21 protein-coding genes are annotated in these 21,797 nt (G+C 48.5%); all 21 read left to right on the forward strand.

Features of this window, described 5'->3' with window-relative positions; all coding sequences use genetic code 11:
• Positions 1-16 precede the first annotated feature (16 nt).
• Positions 17-1,588 carry a hypothetical protein gene (locus tag L5656_RS01635; protein WP_297198074.1) on the forward strand — a complete coding sequence of 524 codons (1,572 nt, stop codon included), beginning with the start codon at positions 17-19 and terminating at the stop codon, positions 1,586-1,588.
• 108 nt (positions 1,589-1,696) lie between these two features.
• Positions 1,697-3,217: a YifB family Mg chelatase-like AAA ATPase gene (locus L5656_RS01640; protein ID WP_297198077.1), complete on the forward strand. Its 1,521-nt coding sequence runs from the start codon at positions 1,697-1,699 to the stop codon at positions 3,215-3,217.
• Positions 3,218-3,326: 109 nt separating this feature from the next.
• Complete coding sequence (murJ, locus tag L5656_RS01645) at positions 3,327-4,916, forward strand: murein biosynthesis integral membrane protein MurJ (protein WP_297198079.1); 1,590 nt, start codon at positions 3,327-3,329, stop codon at positions 4,914-4,916.
• Between the two features lie 37 nt (positions 4,917-4,953).
• On the forward strand, positions 4,954-6,390 hold the full coding sequence (locus L5656_RS01650; RefSeq protein ID WP_297198082.1) for a Mur ligase family protein: 1,437 nt from the start codon (positions 4,954-4,956) through the stop codon (positions 6,388-6,390).
• On the forward strand, positions 6,350-7,102 hold the full coding sequence (locus tag L5656_RS01655; protein ID WP_297198085.1) for a type 1 glutamine amidotransferase: 753 nt from the start codon (positions 6,350-6,352) through the stop codon (positions 7,100-7,102). Before L5656_RS01650 ends, L5656_RS01655 begins: the two co-directional genes overlap by 41 nt.
• Positions 7,103-7,242: 140 nt before the next feature.
• Positions 7,243-8,361: a DNA-processing protein DprA gene (gene dprA / locus L5656_RS01660; RefSeq protein ID WP_297198088.1), complete on the forward strand. Its 1,119-nt coding sequence runs from the start codon at positions 7,243-7,245 to the stop codon at positions 8,359-8,361.
• A gap of 33 nt (positions 8,362-8,394) precedes the next feature.
• The gene (gene topA, locus L5656_RS01665) at positions 8,395-10,494 is read left to right on the forward strand and encodes a type I DNA topoisomerase (protein WP_297198090.1); all 2,100 of its coding nucleotides are present in this window, start codon (positions 8,395-8,397) and stop codon (positions 10,492-10,494) included.
• A gap of 3 nt (positions 10,495-10,497) precedes the next feature.
• Positions 10,498-11,814 (forward strand): methylenetetrahydrofolate--tRNA-(uracil(54)-C(5))-methyltransferase (FADH(2)-oxidizing) TrmFO, encoded by a 1,317-nt coding sequence (gene trmFO / locus L5656_RS01670; protein ID WP_297198092.1) that lies wholly within the window; start codon positions 10,498-10,500, stop codon positions 11,812-11,814.
• Positions 11,815-11,886: 72 nt separating this feature from the next.
• A complete protein-coding gene (locus tag L5656_RS01675) occupies positions 11,887-12,855 on the forward strand; it encodes a tyrosine recombinase XerC (RefSeq protein ID WP_297198094.1) in 969 nt (322 codons plus the stop codon).
• The gene (hslV, locus tag L5656_RS01680) at positions 12,839-13,396 is read left to right on the forward strand and encodes an ATP-dependent protease subunit HslV (RefSeq protein ID WP_297198096.1); all 558 of its coding nucleotides are present in this window, start codon (positions 12,839-12,841) and stop codon (positions 13,394-13,396) included. The genes L5656_RS01675 and hslV overlap by 17 nt, the downstream gene beginning before the upstream one ends.
• A gap of 135 nt (positions 13,397-13,531) precedes the next feature.
• On the forward strand, positions 13,532-14,914 hold the full coding sequence (gene hslU, locus L5656_RS01685; RefSeq protein WP_297198099.1) for an ATP-dependent protease ATPase subunit HslU: 1,383 nt from the start codon (positions 13,532-13,534) through the stop codon (positions 14,912-14,914).
• 27 nt (positions 14,915-14,941) lie between these two features.
• Positions 14,942-15,730: a GTP-sensing pleiotropic transcriptional regulator CodY gene (gene codY / locus L5656_RS01690; RefSeq protein WP_297198101.1), complete on the forward strand. Its 789-nt coding sequence runs from the start codon at positions 14,942-14,944 to the stop codon at positions 15,728-15,730.
• Between the two features lie 200 nt (positions 15,731-15,930).
• Positions 15,931-16,641: a 30S ribosomal protein S2 gene (gene rpsB, locus L5656_RS01695; RefSeq protein ID WP_297198103.1), complete on the forward strand. Its 711-nt coding sequence runs from the start codon at positions 15,931-15,933 to the stop codon at positions 16,639-16,641.
• Positions 16,642-16,655: 14 nt separating this feature from the next.
• The gene (gene tsf, locus L5656_RS01700; RefSeq protein WP_297198106.1) at positions 16,656-17,264 is read left to right on the forward strand and encodes a translation elongation factor Ts; all 609 of its coding nucleotides are present in this window, start codon (positions 16,656-16,658) and stop codon (positions 17,262-17,264) included.
• 95 nt (positions 17,265-17,359) lie between these two features.
• Positions 17,360-18,085 carry a UMP kinase gene (gene pyrH / locus L5656_RS01705; protein WP_297198110.1) on the forward strand — a complete coding sequence of 242 codons (726 nt, stop codon included), beginning with the start codon at positions 17,360-17,362 and terminating at the stop codon, positions 18,083-18,085.
• Positions 18,082-18,639, forward strand: a complete 558-nt coding sequence (frr, locus tag L5656_RS01710) for a ribosome recycling factor (RefSeq protein ID WP_297198112.1) — start codon at positions 18,082-18,084, stop codon at positions 18,637-18,639. Before pyrH ends, frr begins: the two co-directional genes overlap by 4 nt.
• A gap of 5 nt (positions 18,640-18,644) precedes the next feature.
• Entirely contained in the window at positions 18,645-18,890 is a 246-nt protein-coding gene (locus L5656_RS01715; RefSeq protein ID WP_297198114.1) for a hypothetical protein, read from the forward strand.
• Positions 18,871-19,041 carry a DUF362 domain-containing protein gene (locus L5656_RS01720; protein WP_297198116.1) on the forward strand — a complete coding sequence of 57 codons (171 nt, stop codon included), beginning with the start codon at positions 18,871-18,873 and terminating at the stop codon, positions 19,039-19,041. Before L5656_RS01715 ends, L5656_RS01720 begins: the two co-directional genes overlap by 20 nt.
• 90 nt (positions 19,042-19,131) lie before the next feature.
• Positions 19,132-19,878, forward strand: coding sequence for an isoprenyl transferase (locus L5656_RS01725; RefSeq protein ID WP_366017793.1), 747 nt, complete (start codon positions 19,132-19,134; stop codon positions 19,876-19,878).
• 4 nt (positions 19,879-19,882) lie between these two features.
• Positions 19,883-20,665 carry a phosphatidate cytidylyltransferase gene (locus L5656_RS01730; protein ID WP_297198120.1) on the forward strand — a complete coding sequence of 261 codons (783 nt, stop codon included), beginning with the start codon at positions 19,883-19,885 and terminating at the stop codon, positions 20,663-20,665.
• 22 nt (positions 20,666-20,687) lie between these two features.
• Positions 20,688-21,776 (forward strand): sporulation integral membrane protein YtvI, encoded by a 1,089-nt coding sequence (ytvI, locus tag L5656_RS01735; RefSeq protein WP_297198122.1) that lies wholly within the window; start codon positions 20,688-20,690, stop codon positions 21,774-21,776.
• Positions 21,777-21,797: the final 21 nt, after the last annotated feature.

Below are 21,797 nucleotides of genomic sequence, written 5' to 3' on the forward strand. Positions count from 1 at the left end.
AGGGGCCTTAAGTGCTATGAGCGTTTTTCTGACCTTCTACGATGGAGTGGATAGTATAGGAGGTAACAAGATACTCTTAGAAGATAACGGTACAGCCGTATTGCTTGATTTTGGAACTAACTTTAAAGTTGAAGGCATGTACTTTGATGAATATCTTTTCCCGCGCCTCATTTTCGGCTTCGCCGATCTCCTGGCCTTAGGGATCCTGCCGCCCTTGCAAGGAGCGTATCGTCCGGATTTAGAGTACCCGGGTATTTGGGAAAAATTCAGCTCACATCCGGCTTATAGAAAAATAGAGATTCAAGGGGTACTTGTCTCCCATGCCCACTGGGACCACTGCGGGTATCTTCCCTATATAAGGGCAGACATTCCTATTTATACCAGCTTAACCTCCAGCCTGATTTTAAAAGCTCTCCAAGATACAAGTAGTAGCGGTAGGCTGCAAGAGGTATGTTTTATTACTCCGCGCGAGCTCAAAGACGGTCTCCTCAGGGCCACAGATTACCGCCGGGTTCCCGGGAAGCAGAGGCCCTTCGTAGTGTGGGAAAGGCAGGGATTGCCGGATGCTGCTCAAGCTTTTTGGTCGCGCTGCGAAGGTTCACGTAAGCTGGTAAGTTGTCCTTTAAAAAGTTGGGCGGAACAGGCGGAAGTAGGGGGGATAGGATTACGCTTTTGGCCCGTGGATCATTCCATACCCGGGGCGGGGGCCTTCGGGCTAAAAACTTCCGCAGGCTGGATTATCTATACTGGGGATTTTCGTTTACATGGTAAGCAGGGGGAATTGAGCCGGAAGTTTATCCAGGAAGCAGCAAATTTAAAACCGGTAGTGCTGATCTGCGAAGGAACCCATCCGGCCACTGAAAGACCCGTTACGGAAGAAGAAGTGTTAAATAATTGCCGTAAAGTAATACCCCGGGGTTCTACTTTGGTGGTGGCAGATTTCGGCCCTCGTAATATAGAGCGGTTGCTCTCATTTTTACAAATAGCTAGAGAAAAAGGGAGGCAGTTGGTTCTTACACCTAAGGATATACACCTTTTGGAAGCGTTATTCGTCAGTGGGGAACCCGGTATACCCGACCCGTATGGTGAACATGATATCGTCTTGTATGTTAGGCCTAAAGCTCAGCGCACAAGGTGGGAGGAGAACGTGCTGGATAGGTTCCGTAAGAAAGCCCAGGGGCGCATGGTAGAGGCAAAGGATATCCGGCGGGATCCTGGTAGTTACATACTTTGTTTTTCATATTATGATTTTCATGCTTTATTGGACCTGGAAGTCCGCCGAGGTATCTATATTTATTCATCCAGTGAGGCTTTTGATGAAGAGATGCTCATTGACCAGGAACGGATTAAGAATTGGATCGATTTTTTCGGTTTCGAACTGTACGGGAATCTAGGAAGAGAGCGGGAAAAATCAGGTTTTCACGCGAGCGGTCATGTCCACGGGCCGGGGCTAGAAGAGATAGTGGAAACGATCCGGCCCGAAGTACTCATACCTGTCCATACAGAAGATAAAGGTTTCTTCCAGAGGTTTAAAAGTATGTGCCGGGTCGTTTTTCCCAGTAAAGGCCAAGCCTTAGCTATAGGTTAAGTGAGAGCGTCGTTTGGGTAAGGCTTAAGTTTCTGATAGAAAAAGCAGGAAGTACTTTGTCTTTGGCGAATAGCAGTGTCTAAGGAGAAACTACCAGGGGGTTTGCAGGTGTTAGCTATTGTTAATTCTGTGGTATTGCTCGGCTTGGAGGGCCACCAGGTAAGGGTTGAAGTAGATATAAGTAACGGTTTACCGTTATTTGCTATAGTAGGACTTCCGGACACCTCGGTAAAGGAGGCCAGGGAGAGGGTAAGGGCAGCTATTAAAAATAGCGGTTTTGAATTTCCTTTGCGGCGGATAACTGTAAATCTTGCTCCTGCGGATGTAAAGAAAGAGGGGCCTATCTATGATTTACCCATAGCCGTAGGAGTCTTAGCGGCTTCGGGACAGCTTCAGGGGGGTCACTTGCCTGACAACCTCTTCATGGTAGGCGAACTTTCTTTAGAAGGTAGTTTGCGGCCCGTACCAGGTGCTTTACCCATGGCTTTAGCCTTACAGGAATCACACCCGGGTTCTACCCTGATTGTACCGGCGGGTAATGCTCAAGCTGCAGCTTTGGCTACTGGTATCCGTGTCCTGGCTGCTAGTAGTCTTTCCCAGGTGCTGGAGTTTCTTAAAGGACATGAAGAGTTACCCCGCGTATTACCGGAGCAGGGGCTTAATTTTTCTGAACCTAAAGCAGCGGTAGATTTAGCTGATATCAAGGGACAAGACCAGGCTAAGCGAGCCTTGGAGATTGCGGCTGCAGGAGGGCATAATATTCTTCTTATAGGTCCTCCAGGAACAGGTAAGACAATGCTGGCCCGCAGCTTAGCGGGATTGTTACCTGCACTTACTTATGAGGAAGCACTGGAGATTACTAAAATTTACAGCGCGGCCGGTTTGTTACCTGCAGGCCAGGGCTTGATAAGGGAGCGGCCTTTCCGCTCACCACATCACACTGCTACATTGGCGAGCATGGTAGGGGGTGGACGGATACCGCGGCCCGGGGAGGTCAGCCTGGCTAGCAACGGTATCCTTTTTCTGGATGAAATAGTTGAATTTCGCCGGGAAGTGCTGGAAGCTCTACGCCAGCCCTTAGAGGAACGGGTTGTTACTGTAGCTCGGGCTCAAGCAGCCGTCACTTACCCGGCTAACTTTTTGTTGGTCGGGAGTATGAATCCTTGCCCGTGCGGCTATTTAGGGGATGCGGTAAGATCCTGCCAGTGTACTCAATACCAAGTAGCGCAATACCGTAAACGCTTATCCGGACCTTTACTGGATAGAATAGATTTGGTAGTAGAGGTACCCCGGCTGGAGTATCGGCAAGTAGAGAGGGTTCAGCCTGGGGAGACTTCCAAACAGGTCAGGGAAAGGATAGAAAGGGCGCGCGGAAAGCAAAGAGAGAGGCTGGCCGGGGAAGGATTACGATGTAACGCAGAGATGCAAGGTCCCCAGGTAAGAAGATACTGCCTGCTTTCTCCCCCTGCCAGGAAACTTTTGCAAAGTGCTTATAACAGGCTAGCCCTTTCTTTACGGGCTTATGACCGGGTGTTAAAGGTAGCCCGGACCATAGCCGATCTAGAAGGGGCTGACGAGATAAAAGAACAACATTTGGCAGAAGCCTTGCAATATCGCCTCGTTTTTTAAGTTGAATTTTAAGGTTAAACGGTAACGGTTAAGGAAAAACTGGAGGGCGTGCGGGTATAGAACAACGTGTTTAGGTTGGAGGTTCTTCCCAAAGGGGCAGGTAAAGCAGATGAAAGGAAAACAAATGGGTTTGGCTAGTTGGGCCGTAATAATAACTGTAGCATCTTTCCTTTCTCGTATCTTAGGCTTTGTGCGCAATATGGTCATTTCAACTCTTTTTGGCCAAAATCGTTCCACGGACATGCTAAACGCCTCTTTTGTCGTACCTGATACCTTATACCTTATCCTGGTGGGGGGCGGCATAAGCTCGGCTTTCGTTCCGGTCCTTTCGGGCTATTTAGCGGAAAAGAAGGAGAAAGAAGCCGGGGAAATAATAAGCATTGCTTTTAATCTGGTTTTAGTGGTAGTTGGCGTCGCAGTAATTTTAAGCATGTTCTTTTCCCCGTTGCTTGTGCGCTTAGTTGCACCGGGCTTTAATAGTGAGGAAATCAATTATACAGCCTATTTGACCAGGATTGTACTGATGGCCATCTTGTTTCATTGTCTTAACGGCGTTCTCATGGGCACAGAGTATGCTTACCAATCGTTTCTTGGTACTACCATCGGCCCTCTGGTGTATAACGCGGCTATTATAGTTTTCGGCACTATTTTGGCCAGCCGTTTAGGAATTGCTGCTTTTGCCTGGTCCACCTTGATAGGCGCCTTCTTTAATTTTTTGGTACAGGTGTGGGGGGTGTTTCGCCTCCGCATACCTTATGTATTATCTTGGAACTTCCGGCATCCCGCTATCAGGCGAATAGGGAAGCTCATGTTACCCGTAACCATCGGATTATCCATCGCCCAGATAAATCTCTTCTTAAATCAAACGTTGATAGCTTCCTTTTTACCCCCTGGCTCCATTAACGCTTTAACCTTGGCTAGCCGGGTGGTTTTAGTTCCCATGCTTTTTGCACCTTCTTTAGGTGTTACTTTGCTTCCGACCTTGACCAGATTAGCCGTAAATAAGGAACGGGAATCCTTTAACCGTTATCTCGTAATGTCCTTAACGACTATCCTTTTCATAGCCCTTCCGGCTACCGCAGGATTTGTAGTGCTGGGTGAACAAGTCATAAAGGTATTATTTGAGCATGGTCGTTTTACAAGGCAGGATACTCTAGCTACCGCCAGTGCGCTAAAATATTACTCCTTAGGTATGGCGGCGTATGGGGCTTATGAGATGTTGAGCCGGGCTTTTTATGCCTTACAGGATACCAAGACTCCCTTAAAAGTGGGGCTGGCCACCATAGGGGTGGGTACTTTTCTTAACCTCGTGTTAGGCCCGCTTTGGGGCGTGAAAGGCTTAGCGTTAGCCTATTCCTTAGCAGGATGGTTCAATGTTTCCTTGCTCTTTTATCTTCTTAGACGGCGAGGTATAATTTCTGGTAGTTATAAGGCACTAGGGGTTACTCTGGGTAAGGGCCTGGTTGGGGCTATTGTTATGGGAGGATGTTTAAAATTTATTATAAGTGAGTTTGGATTATTTGTTTTAGAAGGCGGGATGTGGGTAGAAAGCTTTAAGCTTCTTATATCCATCGCTTTTGGGGGGGCTTTATATTTTACGATAGCTTGGTTCTTGAAGATGGAAGAGTTGGGATTTCTAACTCAGGTATTTAAGCGCCCCTTTCGACGCCGGACTGAAATATCAGAGGACGTTGGATAAGTTGAAGAGGTTATTTCCAAAGGCGGGGGTAGAGTACTTGAAGGCTCTAAAAACGTTAAGGCAACTTGATTTAATGGCTTTTTTCAGGTTTAAAATAGCTCTTTATTTGGGATGTTTAGCTGGCCTGGTATGTCGGCTTTTAGGCCGCGAGGGAACTTCTTTGCCGGGATGGATAGCTTTGCGGCTGTACCCCAATCTTTTAAGGGATCTGGCTCGAAGCATAGATAAGGTAATAATTATAACCGGCACTAATGGGAAAACCACCACTGCTAATCTTCTAGCACGTATCTTAAAGGAGAGGGCGGGCTTTGAAGTGGTCCACAACAAGGAAGGAGCTAATATGCCGGCAGGGGTGGCCGCTGCTTTGATGGCTTCGGTTTTCCGGGCTTGCGGCGCGTCAAAAAGAGTGGCCGTCCTGGAAGTGGATGAAGGTAGCCTGGGTTATATCTTGAAGCAAATTCCCGCAAATCTTATAGTGGTAACGAACATTTTGCGTGATCAGCTAGACCGCTACCATGAGTTAGAACAAACGCTGAATTATATCCGGCAAAGTTTAGCCTTCGCGCCCCAAGCTGAGCTATTGTTGAACGCGGACGATCCTTTGGTGGCTTCCTTGGGAGGGAGCCTTAGTGAAAGGTTTGTTTATTATTTCGGATTGGAGCGTACTCCCTACATACGTTTGGATGGAGGAGATGTGCAAGAAGGGCATATCTGTCCTGGGTGCCGCGGGTTATTAGTTTTTGCTTATTATCACTATAGCCACTTAGGGCACTATACTTGCCCCCGGTGTGGCTGGGGACGACCCTTCCCCCATTTTAGGGTTAAGGATCTGCAAAAACGAGAGAGAGGCTATAACTTTACTTTTGTATATCCCGGTGGAGAGGAAGAAATTTTTACCTCCCTACCCGGGCTTTATAACTGTTACAATATTTTAGCAGCCCTGGCCGCAGGTTGGGTATCAGGAGTTAATCCCAAGGAAGCGGCAGAGTTAGTGGCCGCTTTTAAACCAGGTCGGGGTAGAGCGGAAACTTTCCGGTTGAAGGGTAAGAGGTTTACTTTGTTATTAGTTAAGAACCCTACCGGGTTAAGCGAAGCTTTGCGGGCAGTGATCGAAACAAGACCAGGCGTTTATCTATTGGCCATCAATGATTTAGCTGCGGATGGCCGAGATGTATCGTGGCTGTGGGATGTGGATTGGGAACCGCTTGTTGGCTATCCGGGCAAACGTATAATTTGTTCGGGGCTTCGGGCCTGGGATATGGCGGTTTGTTTGAGATACCAGGGTATTGACCTTTCCCTGGTTAAAATTGTCCCCCAACAAGCAAAAAGCCTTAAGGAAGCTTTAAAGGAGGAAGCTGATGAAATACTGATATTATGTACTTATACCAATTTATCCTTGTACCGACGCCTTCTTATTAGGATGGGTGGCCAAAGTGAGGTTAAGGATCTGTCACCTCTACCCCGAACTGCTTAATTTATACGGAGACCGGGGGAACCTCCTGGTTCTTCAGCGCCGGGCTGAATGGCGCGGTATCGCGGTGGAGATAAACCGTATTTCCCTAGGAGATACTTTGGCTCCGGACAAATACGACCTGTTTTTCCTGGGGGGAGGCTCTGATGAGGACCAGGGGATAGTAGCGCGGGATCTGTTAATTAAAGGACCCTACCTCCAAGAAGCGTTGGCTCGAGGGGCTGCTCTCCTGGCCATTTGCGGCGGATACCAGCTTCTAGGTCGTTACTACCAGACGAGAACCAATGAAGTATTTGAAGGAGTAGGATTGTTTCCTGTTTTTACTATAGCAGGAGATAAGCGTTTAAAAGGTAATATAGCTATTGAAGTGGAAGTTTTGTCTACTCCTCTCCCTGTAGTAGGATTCGAAAACCACATAGGTAAAACTTACCCGGAAAGACCTCGGGAAGGCTTTCGCCCTTTAGGCCGCATTCTTTTTGGCTATGGGAACAATGGGGAGGACGGGACAGAGGGTTGCGTATATGGCCGGGCTATAGGAACCTATCTACATGGGCCTTTACTGGCCAAAAACCCCCATCTGGCTGATTATATTTTAACCTTGGCTTTGGAAGCCCGTTACGGGAAGGTGGAGTTAAGGCCCCTTCCTGGTGATGAGATAGAATGGAAGGCTCACGAAGCTTTTCTTCGTCGATTTTCTAAAGAAAGAAGGAGGTAATTTTTGATGGTGAAATTTGGGTTAGCTCTGGCAGGTATGATCCTTCAGCTTTTCGCATTTTACCTCCTGCTTTTAGTCATAGGGGACAAGAAGGGATAAACTAACTGGACATGAATACCTGATAAAAGGGGCAGCCAAAATTGAATAATAAGGGATCGGAACACGGCTATTGGGTGGCTTTGCAGCAGGTCCCGGGTCTGGGCTCCCAGCGGCTTCTTAAGTTAGTGGAGCATTTTGGCAGCGCTAAGGCTGCCTGGGAGGCTAAGGAAAAAGAGCTTTTAATTCTACCCTGGATGGGTAAAGTAGCCCAGGAGCTGGTAGCTTGGCGGAAAAAGGTAGAGCCACGCAGGCTTGAAGAGGAGTTATTACGTTCAAAGGTAGGGGTTTTGGTTTTTACAGATCCGTGCTATCCCCAGGAGCTAAAGAACATCTATAATCCCCCGTCGGTGTTATACTACTTAGGCGATTTGACAGCCCTGGAAGGAATTAAGGTGGCCGTGGTGGGCACGCGCCGTCCCACACCCTATGGGCTTAAAGTTGCCCAAGTCCTGGCCCGGGGTTTGGCCGAGGCGGGTATAGTTGTGGTAAGCGGTATGGCGGCAGGGATAGACGCTGCTGCCCATAGGGGAGCCCTTCAGGGGAAGGGGAAGACCATAGCTGTATTGGGAAGCGGAGTGGATGTAGTATACCCCCGGGAAAATGCCCGGTTGTATCAGGAGATAGCCGGGGAGGGGTTGATACTTTCCGAGCTTCCTCCCGGAACACCCCCTGAACGGCACCACTTCCCGGCTAGGAACCGTATAATAAGCGGCTTGGCTCGGGGAACCATAGTGGTGGAGGCGGGTGAAAAGAGCGGCGCTTTGATAACAGCCGATTTGGCCCTAGAGCAAGGGCGTGATGTTTTTGCGGTGCCGGGACCTATCACGAGTTTCCAGAGCAGGGGAACAAATAATTTGCTCAAACAAGGGGCCAAGGTAGTCACCGGGGTGGAAGATATCCTTGAGGAGTATTTTTCAGGAGAAGTCCAGGGTCCGGCCCGGAAACAGGGAGTAAGGAACACCCCGGGCCTTAAACTTTCTCCTGTAGAAGAAAAGGTCCTGGCCGCGGTAGCATCTTCTCCTTTATCCCTGGAGGAGCTCGGAGAGGCGACGGGACTTTCTATTCGAGAAATAAATATCGCGCTGACCTTTTTGGAGTTACAGGGTTTGGTTTCAAGGCTTCCAGGCGGTCTTTATGTAGGCTCCCTCCCGGACGATTAGCGCCTTAAAGATGCTTTCGGGGGTGAAATTTAGTTGGCCAAGACGTTGGTTATAGTAGAATCTCCGGCCAAGGCTAAAACCATTAGTAAATTTTTGGGCCGCGATTACTTAGTAAAATCCTCTATGGGCCATGTTAGAGACTTGCCTAAGAGCCAGTTCGGGGTAGATATAGAGCGTGGTTTTGAACCCTATTATATCACTATACGAGGCAAGGGGGAAATAGTCAGGGAATTACGGGAGGCGGCCCAAAAAACGGAGCGGGTCCTTCTGGCCCCCGACCCGGACCGTGAGGGGGAAGCCATCGCCTGGCACTTACAGCACCTTTTGGGGCTACCTGATGGAAAGTGCCGTATAGAATTTAATGAGATAACAAAACAGGCTGTACTGGAGGCTCTTAAGAACCCCCGGCCTATAAATATGGACCGGGTAGCGGCCCAGCAGGCCCGCAGGGTTTTAGACCGCTTGGTAGGATATAAACTCAGCCCTTTACTCTGGCGGAAAATAAAGAAAGGTTTAAGTGCCGGCAGGGTACAGTCAGTAGCTGTGAGGTTGATCGTAGACCGTGAGAGGGAGATCGCAAATTTTTGCCCGGAAGAGTACTGGACCTTAACGGCTTACCTTGAACCCCCCGGAGAAGGGTCTGCTTTTGCTGCCAAGCTATATAAGTTTCGAGGGGAGCCGGTCAATGTTAAAAGTAAGGAATCCATGGATGAGATTTTAGCTTCCCTTAAGGGCGCCTCTTTTCAGGTCGTGGAAGTTAAAAGAAGGGAGCGGCGGAAGAAACCCCCGGAGCCTTTTACTACCAGTACCCTACAACAGGAGGCTTACCGGCGTTTGAATTTTACCACCAGGCGTACTATGCAGGTTGCTCAAGAGCTCTATGAAGGAATAGATCTGGGACCAGAAATGGGCCGGGTGGGGCTGGTTACTTATATCCGCACGGATTCTACCCGGATAGCTCAGGTGGCCCAGCAGGAAGCACGGGAATATCTTCTTAAGCATTTTGGGCCTCTTTATATTCCGTCAGGAATACGTCGGCAGGGCGGACGCAAAGAACATGTTCAGGATGCCCATGAGGCCATAAGGCCTACTTCGGTTTGGCGGGAGCCTGATAGCATCAAAGCGGCTTTGACCCGGGACCAGTACAGGTTGTATTCCTTGATTTGGGAACGATTCCTGGCCAGCCAGATGGAGGCCGCGGTTTTGGATACCGTTACTGTGGATATTGCCGCGGGTGAGTTTCTTTTTAGGGCTACGGGATCGGTTATTAAATTTCCCGGGTTTCTTAAGGTCTTTAAAGGGGAGCGGGAACAGGAAGACTGGGAGAAAGAGGAAATGTTACCCGAGGTATATGAAGGCCAAATATTAACCTTGATATCCTTAGAACCCAAGCAACATTTTACTCAGCCTCCCCCCCGGTACACGGAAGCGACCCTTGTTAAAACTATGGAAGAATTAGGGATAGGTAGGCCCAGTACTTATGCTCCTACCATTGAAACTATTTTAAGCCGGGGGTATGTAGTAAGGGAGCAGAAACATCTTGTACCCACGGAGTTGGGTTGTATAGTGGTAGATTTACTAAAGGAATACTTTCCAGACATTATAGATGTAGAGTTTACTGCCCATATGGAAGCTAAACTGGATCAAGTGGAGGCGGGAAAGCTTTCCTGGCGGAAAGTAGTAGAGGATTTCTATGTTCCCTTTAGCAAGGTTTTAGAGCAGGCTGAGGCTAAGATAGGGGTTATTGAGCTTCCGGAAGAAATGACAGAAGAAAAATGTGAAGTCTGCGGCCGGAACCTCGTAGTAAAACAGGGGCGCTACGGCAAGTTTCTGGCCTGCCCAGGTTTTCCCGATTGCCGTTTCACTAAGCCCCTTCTTACGGGTATAGGAGTAGAGTGCCCCTACTGCGGCCAGGAGATTGTGGAGAGGAGGAGCAAGCGCGGGCGCAAGTTCTATACCTGCAAGAATTATCCAGAGTGTAATTATCTCTCCTGGGATAAACCCGCGCAAGCCTTTTGCCCGGAATGTGGCAGCCGTTTGGTGGAAAAGGGTGGCCGGCGCTCGCTGCGCTTAGTCTGTCCGAACAAAGACTGCGGTTATCAAGAAGAAGTAAGGAGGCAGGGAGAGGCCTGAAAGATGAAAGAGAAGTTAATTGTAATTGGCGGAGGTTTAGCAGGAAGCGAAGCCGCCTGGCAGGCAGCCCAAAGGGGTATAAAGGTAGAACTTTGGGAGATGCGACCTTACCAGACCACCCCGGCCCACCGGACTGGTTACTTGGCTGAGCTGGTCTGCTCCAATTCTTTGCGCTCCAATGAGTTAGAGAATGCCGCGGGGCTTCTTAAAGAGGAGATGCGCCGGGTAGGTTCATTAATTATAGAAGTAGCAGAAAAACACCGGGTCCCGGCGGGCAAAGCCTTAGCTGTGGATAGAGACGCCTTCAGCCAGGAAGTAACCTCCAGAATAGAAAACCACCCCTTGATTACCGTAGTACGGGAGGAGGCAAAAGGAATTCCGTCAGAAGGGGTGGTGATTATTGCTTCCGGCCCTTTAACATCTCCCGCCTTAACTGAAGCCCTAAAGGAGCTTACAGGAGAAGAATACCTTTACTTTTACGACGCAGCAGCCCCCATCGTTACGGCAGAATCCTTGGACTGGTCGAAGCTTTTCCGTGGTGGGCGTTATGGCAAGGGGGAAGAAGATTACTTGAACTGCCCCCTGACAGAGGAAGAGTATTATACTTTTTACCAGGCCTTAGTAAATGCGGAGCGCCACATCCCGCATTCTTTTGAAAAGGAGATATACTTTGAAGGCTGCATGCCGGTGGAGGAGATGGCTAGAAGGGGACCGGACACTTTACGGTATGGCCCTATGAGACCCACCGGTTTAATCGATCCTTCTACAGGTAAAAGGCCTTTTGCAGTAGTACAATTGCGCCAGGACAACAAAGAGGGCACCCTGTATAACCTGGTAGGCTTTCAAACCAGCTTAAAATGGGGAGAACAAGACCGGGTGTTTCGCCTTATCCCTGCCCTGCGGAACGCAGAATTTGTGCGTTATGGGGTTATGCACCGTAATACATATATAAACTCGCCGCGTTTACTTTTACCTACCCTCCAGTTGAAAGAGCGGCCGGAAATTTTCTTAGCCGGACAGATCACAGGTGTGGAGGGGTATATAGAGTCTGCGGCTATGGGGATACTGGCCGGTGTTAATGCTGCCCGGCTGCTTAAGGGGTTAAGACCTGTTGTACCCCCCCGGGAGACTGCTCACGGAGCCCTGGTCCATTATATTACAGAAGCTCGTTCCGAGAACTTCCAACCCATGAATATCAATTTTGGATTGCTTCCTCCGCTAGAGCGACGAGTACGTTCCCGCCGCCAGCGCAATCTACTTCTGTCTCAGAGAGCCTTGTCCATTTGGGAACAAGTTCTCGGTGAATTTTCACTCAATTGACTTGCTCTTTTTTCGACAATCTGATAAGATATAAAAACTGATAAGGCTTTTGGGTTCAGATGAATGGGGAGGTTGATCTTAATCAATCCGGAGTTTAAGAAGGCTTTGGAGGATTTTGCTTCCTACTTGATAGCGGAGAAAAACCTGGCTTCCGCTACAGTTGTAGCTTATCTAACTGATTTAAAGCAGTTTGCCGTTTATGTCGAGAAGACCTTAGGAGCGAAGGCAAGACCTGAAGATGTAGACCGGACCCTAGTACGGCGGTTTTTGGGCTGGCTTAATGTGTTACGGGAAAAAAGGACTACTGTAGCCCGGAAACTGGTGGCTTTGCGTGTATTTTATCGTTATCTTTTGCGCGAAGGCCGGGTAGAGATTAATCCGGTGGAACTCATAAGATCTCCTCGGCAGGAGAAAAGGTTGCCCAAATATCTCCCTTATAACGAAATAGTAAAGATCTTGGAGGCTCCTCCTCCCACTCCTTTAGGCCTGCGGGACCGGGCGCTGTGGGAGACGCTTTATGCTTCAGGCCTCAGGGTAGGAGAGCTAGTAAGCCTTAACCTAGAGGATGTAGATTTAAGTCGTGGGGAGATAAGGGTAAGGGGGAAGGGAGGACGTGAACGCTTAGCTCCCTTGGGGAGGATGGCTATAGCGGCCATTAAGGATTATTTGGCTTGCGGAAGGCCGGTACTTGCGACTAGAGGTAACCCCGGGGAGAAGGCTCTTTTTTTAAACCACCTGGGAAGTCGGTTGACGAGCCGCGGGGTAAGGCAGCGGCTAGATTATTACGTCAAAAAGACGGTAGTTGCCGCAGGTATTTCACCTCATGTTTTGCGGCATTGCTTTGCTACCCACATGTTGGAAAGAGGAGCTGACTTGCGTGCTGTCCAGGAACTCCTTGGTCATGTACGCTTGAGCAGTACACAAGTGTACACTCATGTTACCCCGGAACACCTGCGTGCGGTATACCAAAAAGCCCATCCTAGAGCCCAGCTCGCCAGAACAACGGTGGAGGAGAGAAGTAAAGATGCTTGGCAGAAATAAGGGCGTGGAGGCCACAATACATAGTACCACTGTTATTGCGGTAAAGAGGGGTGGCCAGGTAGCTATGGCCAGCGATGGTCAGGTTACTCTGGGTAACACAGTACTTAAACACCAAGCTCGTAAAGTACGCCGCCTTTACCAGGGGAATGTTCTGGCCGGTTTTGCAGGTAGCGTGGCCGACGCGTTTACCCTGTTTGAAAAATTTGAAGCCAAGTTAGATGAATACAAGGGGAACCTGCAGCGAGCTGCCGTTGAGCTCGGAAAGGAGTGGCGTACGGATAGGTTGCTGAGGCGGCTAGAGGCCCTGCTGGTGGTAGCAGACCGGGAGAGGTTACTTCTTATCTCGGGTAGCGGGGAGATTATAGAGCCCGATGACGGTATATTGGCTGTAGGTTCGGGAGGCCCTTATGCCCTGGCTGCAGCGAGGGCTTTAATAAAACATACGGATCTGAGTGCTCGAGAGATCGCCAGGGAAGCTTTACAGGTAGCAGCTTCTATCTGCATATATACCAACGAAAGCATTGTGGTGGAGGAGCTATAAGACTTGAATCGCTATAGTGAAGAGTTATAATAAAATAAGCTATAGGTAAAAACCCAGGAATTTTAATCTTTACTTAACGTAGTTTTAATCTATACTTAACGAGCTAATCTTATAAATAAATAGGAGTGTGACCAAGTGGAACTCCTTACACCACGCCAGATCGTTCAGGAGCTGGATAAATATATAGTAGGTCAAGAAGAAGCCAAAAAGTGCGTGGCTATAGCTTTGCGTAACAGGTACCGCAGGCAAAAACTACCTCCAGAACTTAAAGAAGAAGTCCTACCTAAAAACATTCTCATGATCGGTCCTACAGGGGTAGGTAAAACCGAGATAGCCCGGCGTTTAGCACGGTTGGTGGGGGCGCCCTTCCTTAAGGTGGAGGCCACCCGATTCACTGAAGTGGGGTATGTAGGCCGGGACGTAGAATCCATGGTACGCGAACTGGTGGAGAATGCGGTAAGGATGGTAAAGGCCGAAAAACAAGCGGCAGTAGAAAACGAAGCCTTAAAGCTTGCGGAAAAGAGACTGTTGGACCTTATCGTACCCCGAACTAGACGTAAGAGGGAAGGGCGGAACCCGTGGGAAGCCTTTTGGAGCGGGTTTATGGAAGGCGAGACAGATACAGAACTTGAAGATGACGAAGGGGATAAACGGGCAATATTTTGGGAAAAGTTAAGAAGGAAAGAGTTGGAAGACATGATGGTGGAGATCGAAGTAGAGGAGACCACCATGCCGGGAGTGATGTTCGGTACTTTAGGCCTAGAGGAATTGGGGCTTAATCTTCAAGATATGCTGAGTAACATATTTCCGCGGCGCAAGCGCAAAAGAAGGGTAACGGTAGCCGAAGCACGTAAGATATTGGCCCAGGAAGAGGCCGAAAAGCTTATAGATATGGACGAGGTGGCCAGAGAAGCTGTACAAAGGGTAGAACAAAATGGTATCATATTTATCGACGAAATCGATAAAATTGCGGCAAGAAACGGCGGAGTAGGGCCTGATGTTTCCCGGGAAGGGGTACAAAGAGACATATTACCTATAGTAGAGGGAACTACCGTTCAGACCAAGTACGGTCCGGTGAAAACCGACCATATATTGTTCATCGCAGCGGGTGCTTTTCATATAGCCAAGCCTTCAGATCTGATTCCTGAGCTCCAAGGACGGTTTCCTATAAGGGTGGAACTTAAAAGTCTTACACGCGAAGACTTTCAAAGGATCTTGACAGAGCCTCAAAATTCTTTACTTCGCCAGTACAAGGCATTGCTAGCTACCGAAGGTTTAGAAATTGAATTTACAGGAGATGCTATTGCGGAAATTGCCGATATTGCTTATACTGTAAATACTCAGGGAGAAGACATCGGCGCTCGCCGTCTCCATACTATTATGGAAAAAGTACTGCAGGATCTCTTATTTTTAGCTCCTGAGATGGAGAATACCCGCGTGGTCATCGACCGGAATTACGTGCGGGAAAAGCTGGGAGATGTGCTTCAAAAGACCGATCTTCGGGCGTATATCTTGTAAAAACCTTTAGGAAGGGAGGAAAATGCTTTGCAGACCTTGTTAGAAAAAACCCGGACCATAAATCGGCTTCTTCAAAGGACGGCAGGCAATCCCGTGGATTTTCAGGAGATGGCTGGTGTACTCCGGGATGTCCTGGAGGCCAATACCTATATAGTTGGTCGCCATGGGCGCGTCCTGGGATATGCTTTTGTAGAGGGTTTCACTTGTGAGATTATGGAGGAGATTGTCTTCCAATCAGAACGGTTCCCTGAGAAATATAACGAACAGCTCCTCCGTATTGACGAAACCCAGGCCAACTTCTGTCAAGTAGGGAATGCCTGTGTGTTTGACCCCGAAAAACGGTGTGTATTCAGCAACAAATTGACCACTGTGGTACCCATAGTCAGCGGTGGCCAGCGCCTGGGTTCCCTGGTGCTGTCCAAGTTTAACATCCGGTTTACAGATGAAGACCTGATCCTTGCAGAATACGGGGCTACAGTGGTCGGCATGGAGATCCTGCGGTCGAAATCCGAAAAAATCGAAGAGGAGGCGCGTAAGCGGGCGGCGGTGCAGGTGGCTCTGGCTACCTTATCCTACTCAGAATTGGAAGCCGTGGAGCACATTTTTGCTGAGCTCGACGGCGACGAAGGAATATTGGTAGCCAGCAAGATAGCCGACAGGGCGGGTATTACCCGCTCAGTTATCGTCAACGCCTTAAGGAAGTTTGAAAGCGCCGGTGTCATAGAATCCAAGTCTCTGGGTATGAAGGGGACCTATATCCGCGTGTTAAATGACAACCTCCTTGAAGAACTTCAGAAGCTCCGGAGCAGGGCTTAGAAGTTTTAAGGCCAGGGAGAAAGAAATTTACCCCTGGCCCTATTTTATTGCTCTTAAACTTGCGGGAAGGTAAACTTTGTGCTATACTTTCGCTGGTGTGCCATTACACACGCGGCCTGACCTGCAGGACGGTGCCTTTTTACGGGTCTCCTGCAAGGATGAGGGAGCGGAGGAAAAAACCGTAGGGGAGGTATCCTTAAATGGCTGTCGTTTCCATGAAACAGTTATTGGAGGCAGGGGTTCATTTCGGACATCAGACTAGGCGCTGGAACCCTAAGATGGCCCCTTATATTTTTACCGAGCGGAACGGTATTTACATTATCGATCTCCAGCGCACGGTTAAGAAATTAGAGGAGGCCTATAACTTTGTCCGGGATGTAGCCAAAGAAGGCGGCAAGATACTCTTTGTAGGCACGAAGAAACAGGCTCAAGAGACCGTTAAAGAAGAAGCTGAACGCTGTGGTATGTTTTACGTTAATGTACGCTGGTTGGGCGGAACCCTCACCAATTTTCAGACCATCCGCCGGCGTATTGAACGCTTAAAAGAACTGGAACAGATGGAGGAAGAAGGAACGCTAGAGCTCCTTCCTAAGAAGGAAGTCATGGCTTTAAGGAAGGAGAAGGAGAAGCTTGAGCGCTTTCTGGGTGGCATTAAAAACATGAAGCAATTGCCGGACGCTCTATTTGTAGTGGACCCACGAAAAGAACGTATTGCAGTAGCGGAGGCCCGCCGTTTGGGTATTCCCATTGTCGCCATTGTGGATACCAATTGCGATCCCGATGAGATAGATTATGTAATTCCAGGTAATGATGACGCCATCAGGGCGGTTAAGCTAATAACTAGTAAAATTGCTGATGCGGTTTTGGAAGGATTGCAGGGCGAAGACCAGCCCGAGGCTGTAGGCGAGTAAAGGGGGAACTGTGGATGGTTTCGGCTGAAGTTATAAAAGAGCTGCGTAACCGCACCGGAGCCGGAATGATGGATTGTAAGCGGGCTTTAGAAGAAACTGGCGGTGATATAGAAAGGGCTATTGAAGTATTACGCATGAAGGGCTTGGCTGCAGCTGCTAAAAAGGCAGGACGGGTGGCCAAGGAAGGTCTGGTGCATGCTTACATCCATGGCGGTGGCAGGATAGGGGTGCTTATCGAGGTAAATTGCGAGACAGACTTTGTAGCTAGAACAGAGGAATTTCGGGATTTGGTTCATAACTTGGCTATGCAGGTGGCTGCCTCCCGGCCGGAGTATATAAAGAGGGAAGATGTTCCGGAAGAGGTACTAGAAAGAGAAAAAAGCATCCTTCGAGCTCAAGCCCTTAACGAGGGTAAGCCCGAGAAGGTTGTAGAAAAGATTGTATCGGGCCGCTTGGAAAAGTTCTTCCAAGAAAGTTGCTTGTTGGAGCAACCTTATATAAAAGATCCGGACCGTAAAGTCAAAGACCTTATCGCGGAAAAGATCGCCAAGTTAGGGGAAAATATCGAGGTGCGTCGTTTTGTCCGGTTTGAAGTAGGTGAGGCTGTTGACCAACAGACTTGAAAAAGAGCAGTGAGGTGCTCTTTTTTTCTTATGAGGCGAAAGGAATTTTAATAAGTTTGTAGAAAAATTATGGGGAGTCACGGGGGTACTGCGAAATGCAGAAACCCAAGTATAAGAGGGTAGTTTTAAAGTTAAGCGGAGAGGCCCTGGCCGGTAACCAAGGGTTTGGTATCGATCCCGATGTTATCAATTCTATCGCCGAACAGATCAAGGAAGTACGAGATCTCGGGGTTGATGTGGCAGTAGTGGTAGGAGGCGGTAATATCTGGCGGGGGGTAAAGGGAAGCGCCCAAGGAATGGATAGGGCAACAGCAGATTACATGGGGATGTTAGCTACGGTAATAAATTCCCTTGCCCTCCAGGATGCCCTGGAGCGTTTAGGAGTCGATACAAGGGTGCAGTCTGCTATTGAAATGCGCCAGATTGCGGAACCTTACATTCGGCGCCGGGCCATTAGACATTTAGAAAAGGGAAGGGTAGTTATTTTTGCCGGGGGTACCGGGAATCCCTATTTTTCTACAGACACTACCGCTGCGTTGCGGGCTGCTGAAATCGAAGCGGAAGTGATACTCATGGCCAAGCGGGTGGACGGAGTATATGACGCAGATCCCGAACAGAATCCCCAGGCTAAGCGCTACAAAGGGCTTGATTATCTGGATGTACTGAACAGTAATTTAGGTGTCATGGATTCGACTGCTACCTCCCTATGTATGGATAATAATATCCCCCTTATAGTTTTTGGAATTAAGGAAAAGGGTAACATATTGAAGGCGGTCATGGGTGAAGAAATCGGCACCTATGTAGGAGGTAAAAGGGGATGATAGAAGGAATTTTAAAGGAAGCGGAAAACAAGATGCAGAAAGCGCTCGAAAACTTGCGTAAAGAGCTGGCCACTGTCAGGGCAGGGAGGGCTACTCCTGCACTACTGGAAAAGGTTTACGTTAATTATTATGGGACTCCTACGCCGGTAAATCAATTAGCTACTATTTCCGCTCCGGAACCCCGCTTACTCGTTGTTCAACCCTGGGATCGCTCCATGGTTGGGGAGATAGAGAAGGCTATTCTTAAATCAGATCTGGGCCTTACTCCTACCAGCGACGGTACCGTGATCCGTATTGTTCTTCCTCAACTAACGGAAGAGCGAAGGGCCGAACTGGTTAAACTGGTGAGGAAAAAGGCAGAAGAATTCCGGGTAGTGGTACGGAACATCCGGCGGGAGGCTAACGATAAGCTAAAGGCCCAGGAAAAGAGTGGCGAAATCTCAGAGGATGAAGCCCGAAGGGCTCAAGATAAGGTCCAGAAGCTGACCGATACTTACATCCAGGCCATTGACAAAGCTTTGGCTACTAAAGAGGCCGAGATTATGGAGGTTTAGAGGAGTTGCTTCCGGACTGCCTGGGCTTATCTCTGGATGAGGCCTGCCACCTCCTTCAAGGGGCCGGCTACCAGGTGGTGAATATTCTTGTAACCGGTAGTGGTGCTTTAACCAGGCAAGAGATGACAACCCGGGTTGTGAGGGTGCGGGTGGTGGGAGCTGGCCAGGTAGAGCTGGTCGCGGCTCCTGTCATAAATTTGTGGCCACCAGGGAAAGGAGGTGCAGGAGCCCATGCCCCATCGGATCACTGAAGAATGTTTGGCGTGTGGGGTGTGTGCGGACGAATGCCCCAATGGTGCGATTTCCGAGGGAGACAACATTTATGTGATCGATCCTGAATTATGTACTGATTGCGGCACTTGTCGAGAGGCATGTCCCAATGAAGCCATCGTGGAAGAGTAATGGCGCTGCCCCCTCCGCTGGAGGGGGTTTGTTTTGTATATATTTTTATCAGGAGGGTCAAAAGGGTTGCCCGAGGTTTTTTTTCCCCGGCTGCAAAAATGTGGAGTACCTGTAAAACCCGAACTTCCCCCACGCGAACTTTTGCCCCGACACCTGGCTATTATAATGGACGGTAACGGCCGTTGGGCAGTAAAACGGGGTTTACCCAGGGTAGTAGGCCACCGGGCAGGGGTAGAAACCTTGCGGGAGATAGTTAAAGCCTGCCTGGAATGGGGTATTGAGATCCTTACAGTTTATGCCTTCTCCACAGAGAATTGGAAAAGACCAAGAGAAGAAGTGGACACCTTAATGGAACTGTTGGTGGAATATCTACAAAAGGAGGCCGATGAACTCCATCGTCAAGGGGTAAAGATAGGTGCTATTGGCCGGCTTTATGAACTACCCGAAAAAGCCCAAAGGGAACTCATGCGAGCCAAGGAGCTAACGGCGAGGAATCGAAAACTTTTACTTAATTTAGCTTTAAACTACGGAGGAAGGGCAGAACTGGTAGATGCCTGCTGTGCAGTGGTTCGGGATGTACTCCGGGGGAAGCTTAGAGTTGAGGACATTGATGAAAGGGTTTTAAATAGTTACCTGTATACCGCTGGCCTTCCCGACCCTGATCTCCTCATCCGTACAGCAGGGGAAATGCGTTTCAGCAATTTTCTTTTGTGGCAGTCGGCTTATACTGAGCTTTGGGTTACCCCCGTACTTTGGCCAGACTTTCGCCGAGAGGATTTGTTAGCTGCCCTCCATGATTATGCCCGGAGGGAAAGACGCTTCGGGGGGATAAAATAAGGAAATGCTCTGGGCAAGACTTCTTGTAGCGGTGGCAGGTATACCCCTCTTATTATGGGTTGCTTATTTAGGCAGTTTGTGGTTACTGGGAGCGGTGGGTATAATATCCCTTTTGGGGTTCAGGGAGTATTGCCATCTAGTTAGACGGTGGGGGTTGAAACCTCCTGTTTTACTAGGTTATTTGGGAGTACTAACTACAGTAGCGGTTGTTTACTGGCAGAGGGAGTTTTCCCCTTATGTTACTTTTATTTTGCTTTGGATTTTTTTGGGCGGTTTTCTTCTACAGTTTCCCTACTATTCTTTGGCCGATATAGCGGTCACTTTCCTAGGTTGTTTGTATGTTAGTGGTTCCCTGGTTCATCTTTTCTTACTACGGGCTGGTTCAGGTGGAAGTTTCGGCCTTTTACTATACACCTTCGTTCTTACCTGGATTAGCGATACATCAGCGTATTTTATCGGACAGGGCTTAGGTTTTAGAAGATTGTGCCCAGTATTAAGCCCGCATAAAACTTGGGAAGGTGCTGTAGGAGCAGGATTCGTTACCTTGGTAGCCGGGGCTTTGCTGGGCTTTTACCTCTTTTCTTTAGAGTGGCGGGCTGTGGTAATAAGTCTTCTTGCAGCCCTAGCGGCCCAAGTAGGGGATCTGATAGAATCAGGGATGAAGCGTATGGCCCAGGTTAAGGACAGTGGCCATCTTTTGCCGGGACACGGTGGCATTTTAGACCGTTTTGACAGTATGATGCTGGTCGCGCCGGTGGTATACTATGTCTGGAAATTGTTGGGTTAAAGTTTAGGGGTGAGTAAAAGAAATGCCCGAACGATTATCCCGGGCGTTACAAGGGTTGTTGGTACTCTTATTAGCATGTGTGGTGGCGTTTTTACTTTTGTACTACATTATTCCTGCCGTAGTAAGGATTATAAATGCCTTGCTACCTGTTGTATTGCCTTTTTTTGTGGCAGCTTTGCTGGCTGCCTTATTAGACCCGCTGGTTAATTTTATTCAAACTCATACAAGGGTTAACCGGACAGCCGCCGTATTGGTTACTATGTTTTTATTCTTAGGGTTGGCTTCTTGGGGGCTTTTTTATCTTATTTCCAACCTTATCATAGAGCTAGAGGGTCTAGTAGCTAGCCTACCAACCCAAGCTAGGCGGTTAGGAATTTTACTACAGGAAATCTTTCAGCGGCTTCAGGCCTTTTACTTTTCCGGAGCCCTTCCACCAGACTTTTTGAGCTCCCTTCAAAATCTCCTTGATACGGCTATGGTGGCCTTGAAGGGTTTGCTTACTTCCGTAATGCAGGTCTTAATAAATTTTTTGAGTTCCTTGCCCGAGCTTTTTATAGTAGTTATTATAACTTTAGTAGCCACTTTTTTCTTTAGCCGGGATAAAGAAGCCATAATAGGTACTCTTTACCGGTTTTTACCCCTAGGTTGGGCTAAGAATATGGAAAATATTGTCTCCTCTGTCGGTAGAGCCATCATCGGTGTTTTACGGGCGGAGATTCTTTTGATAAGCTTGCAGATCACCCAGACCGTAATAGGACTGTTGATGTTGAATGTAGATTATGCCTTAACTTTAGCTTTCTTGATCGGATTAGCAGATATTCTCCCCATCGTAGGACCGGGCACCATTTATATACCTTGGGCGGTTTGGGAGTTCATCCAAGGGAAATACGGATTAGGTGTAGCTCTTCTGGTCCTATACAGTTTTATCATACTACTTCGCCAGATTTTACAGCCCAAACTGATAGCTGTAAATTTAGGGTTACATCCTTTAACCGCCCTCATAGCTCTATATGCTGGGCTTAAGCTTTTAGGTATAGCAGGGCTTATTATAGGGCCGTTAACAGTAGTGGTGTTTAAGGCCTATATGGCTGCAGCTATGGGGAAGCGATGAAAATAACGAGAAGGATGGGCT

Origin of the sequence: Thermanaeromonas sp. (assembly GCF_021890735.1) — a bacterium.
Lineage (GTDB): Bacteria > Bacillota > DSM-521 > Neomoorellales > Neomoorellaceae > Thermanaeromonas.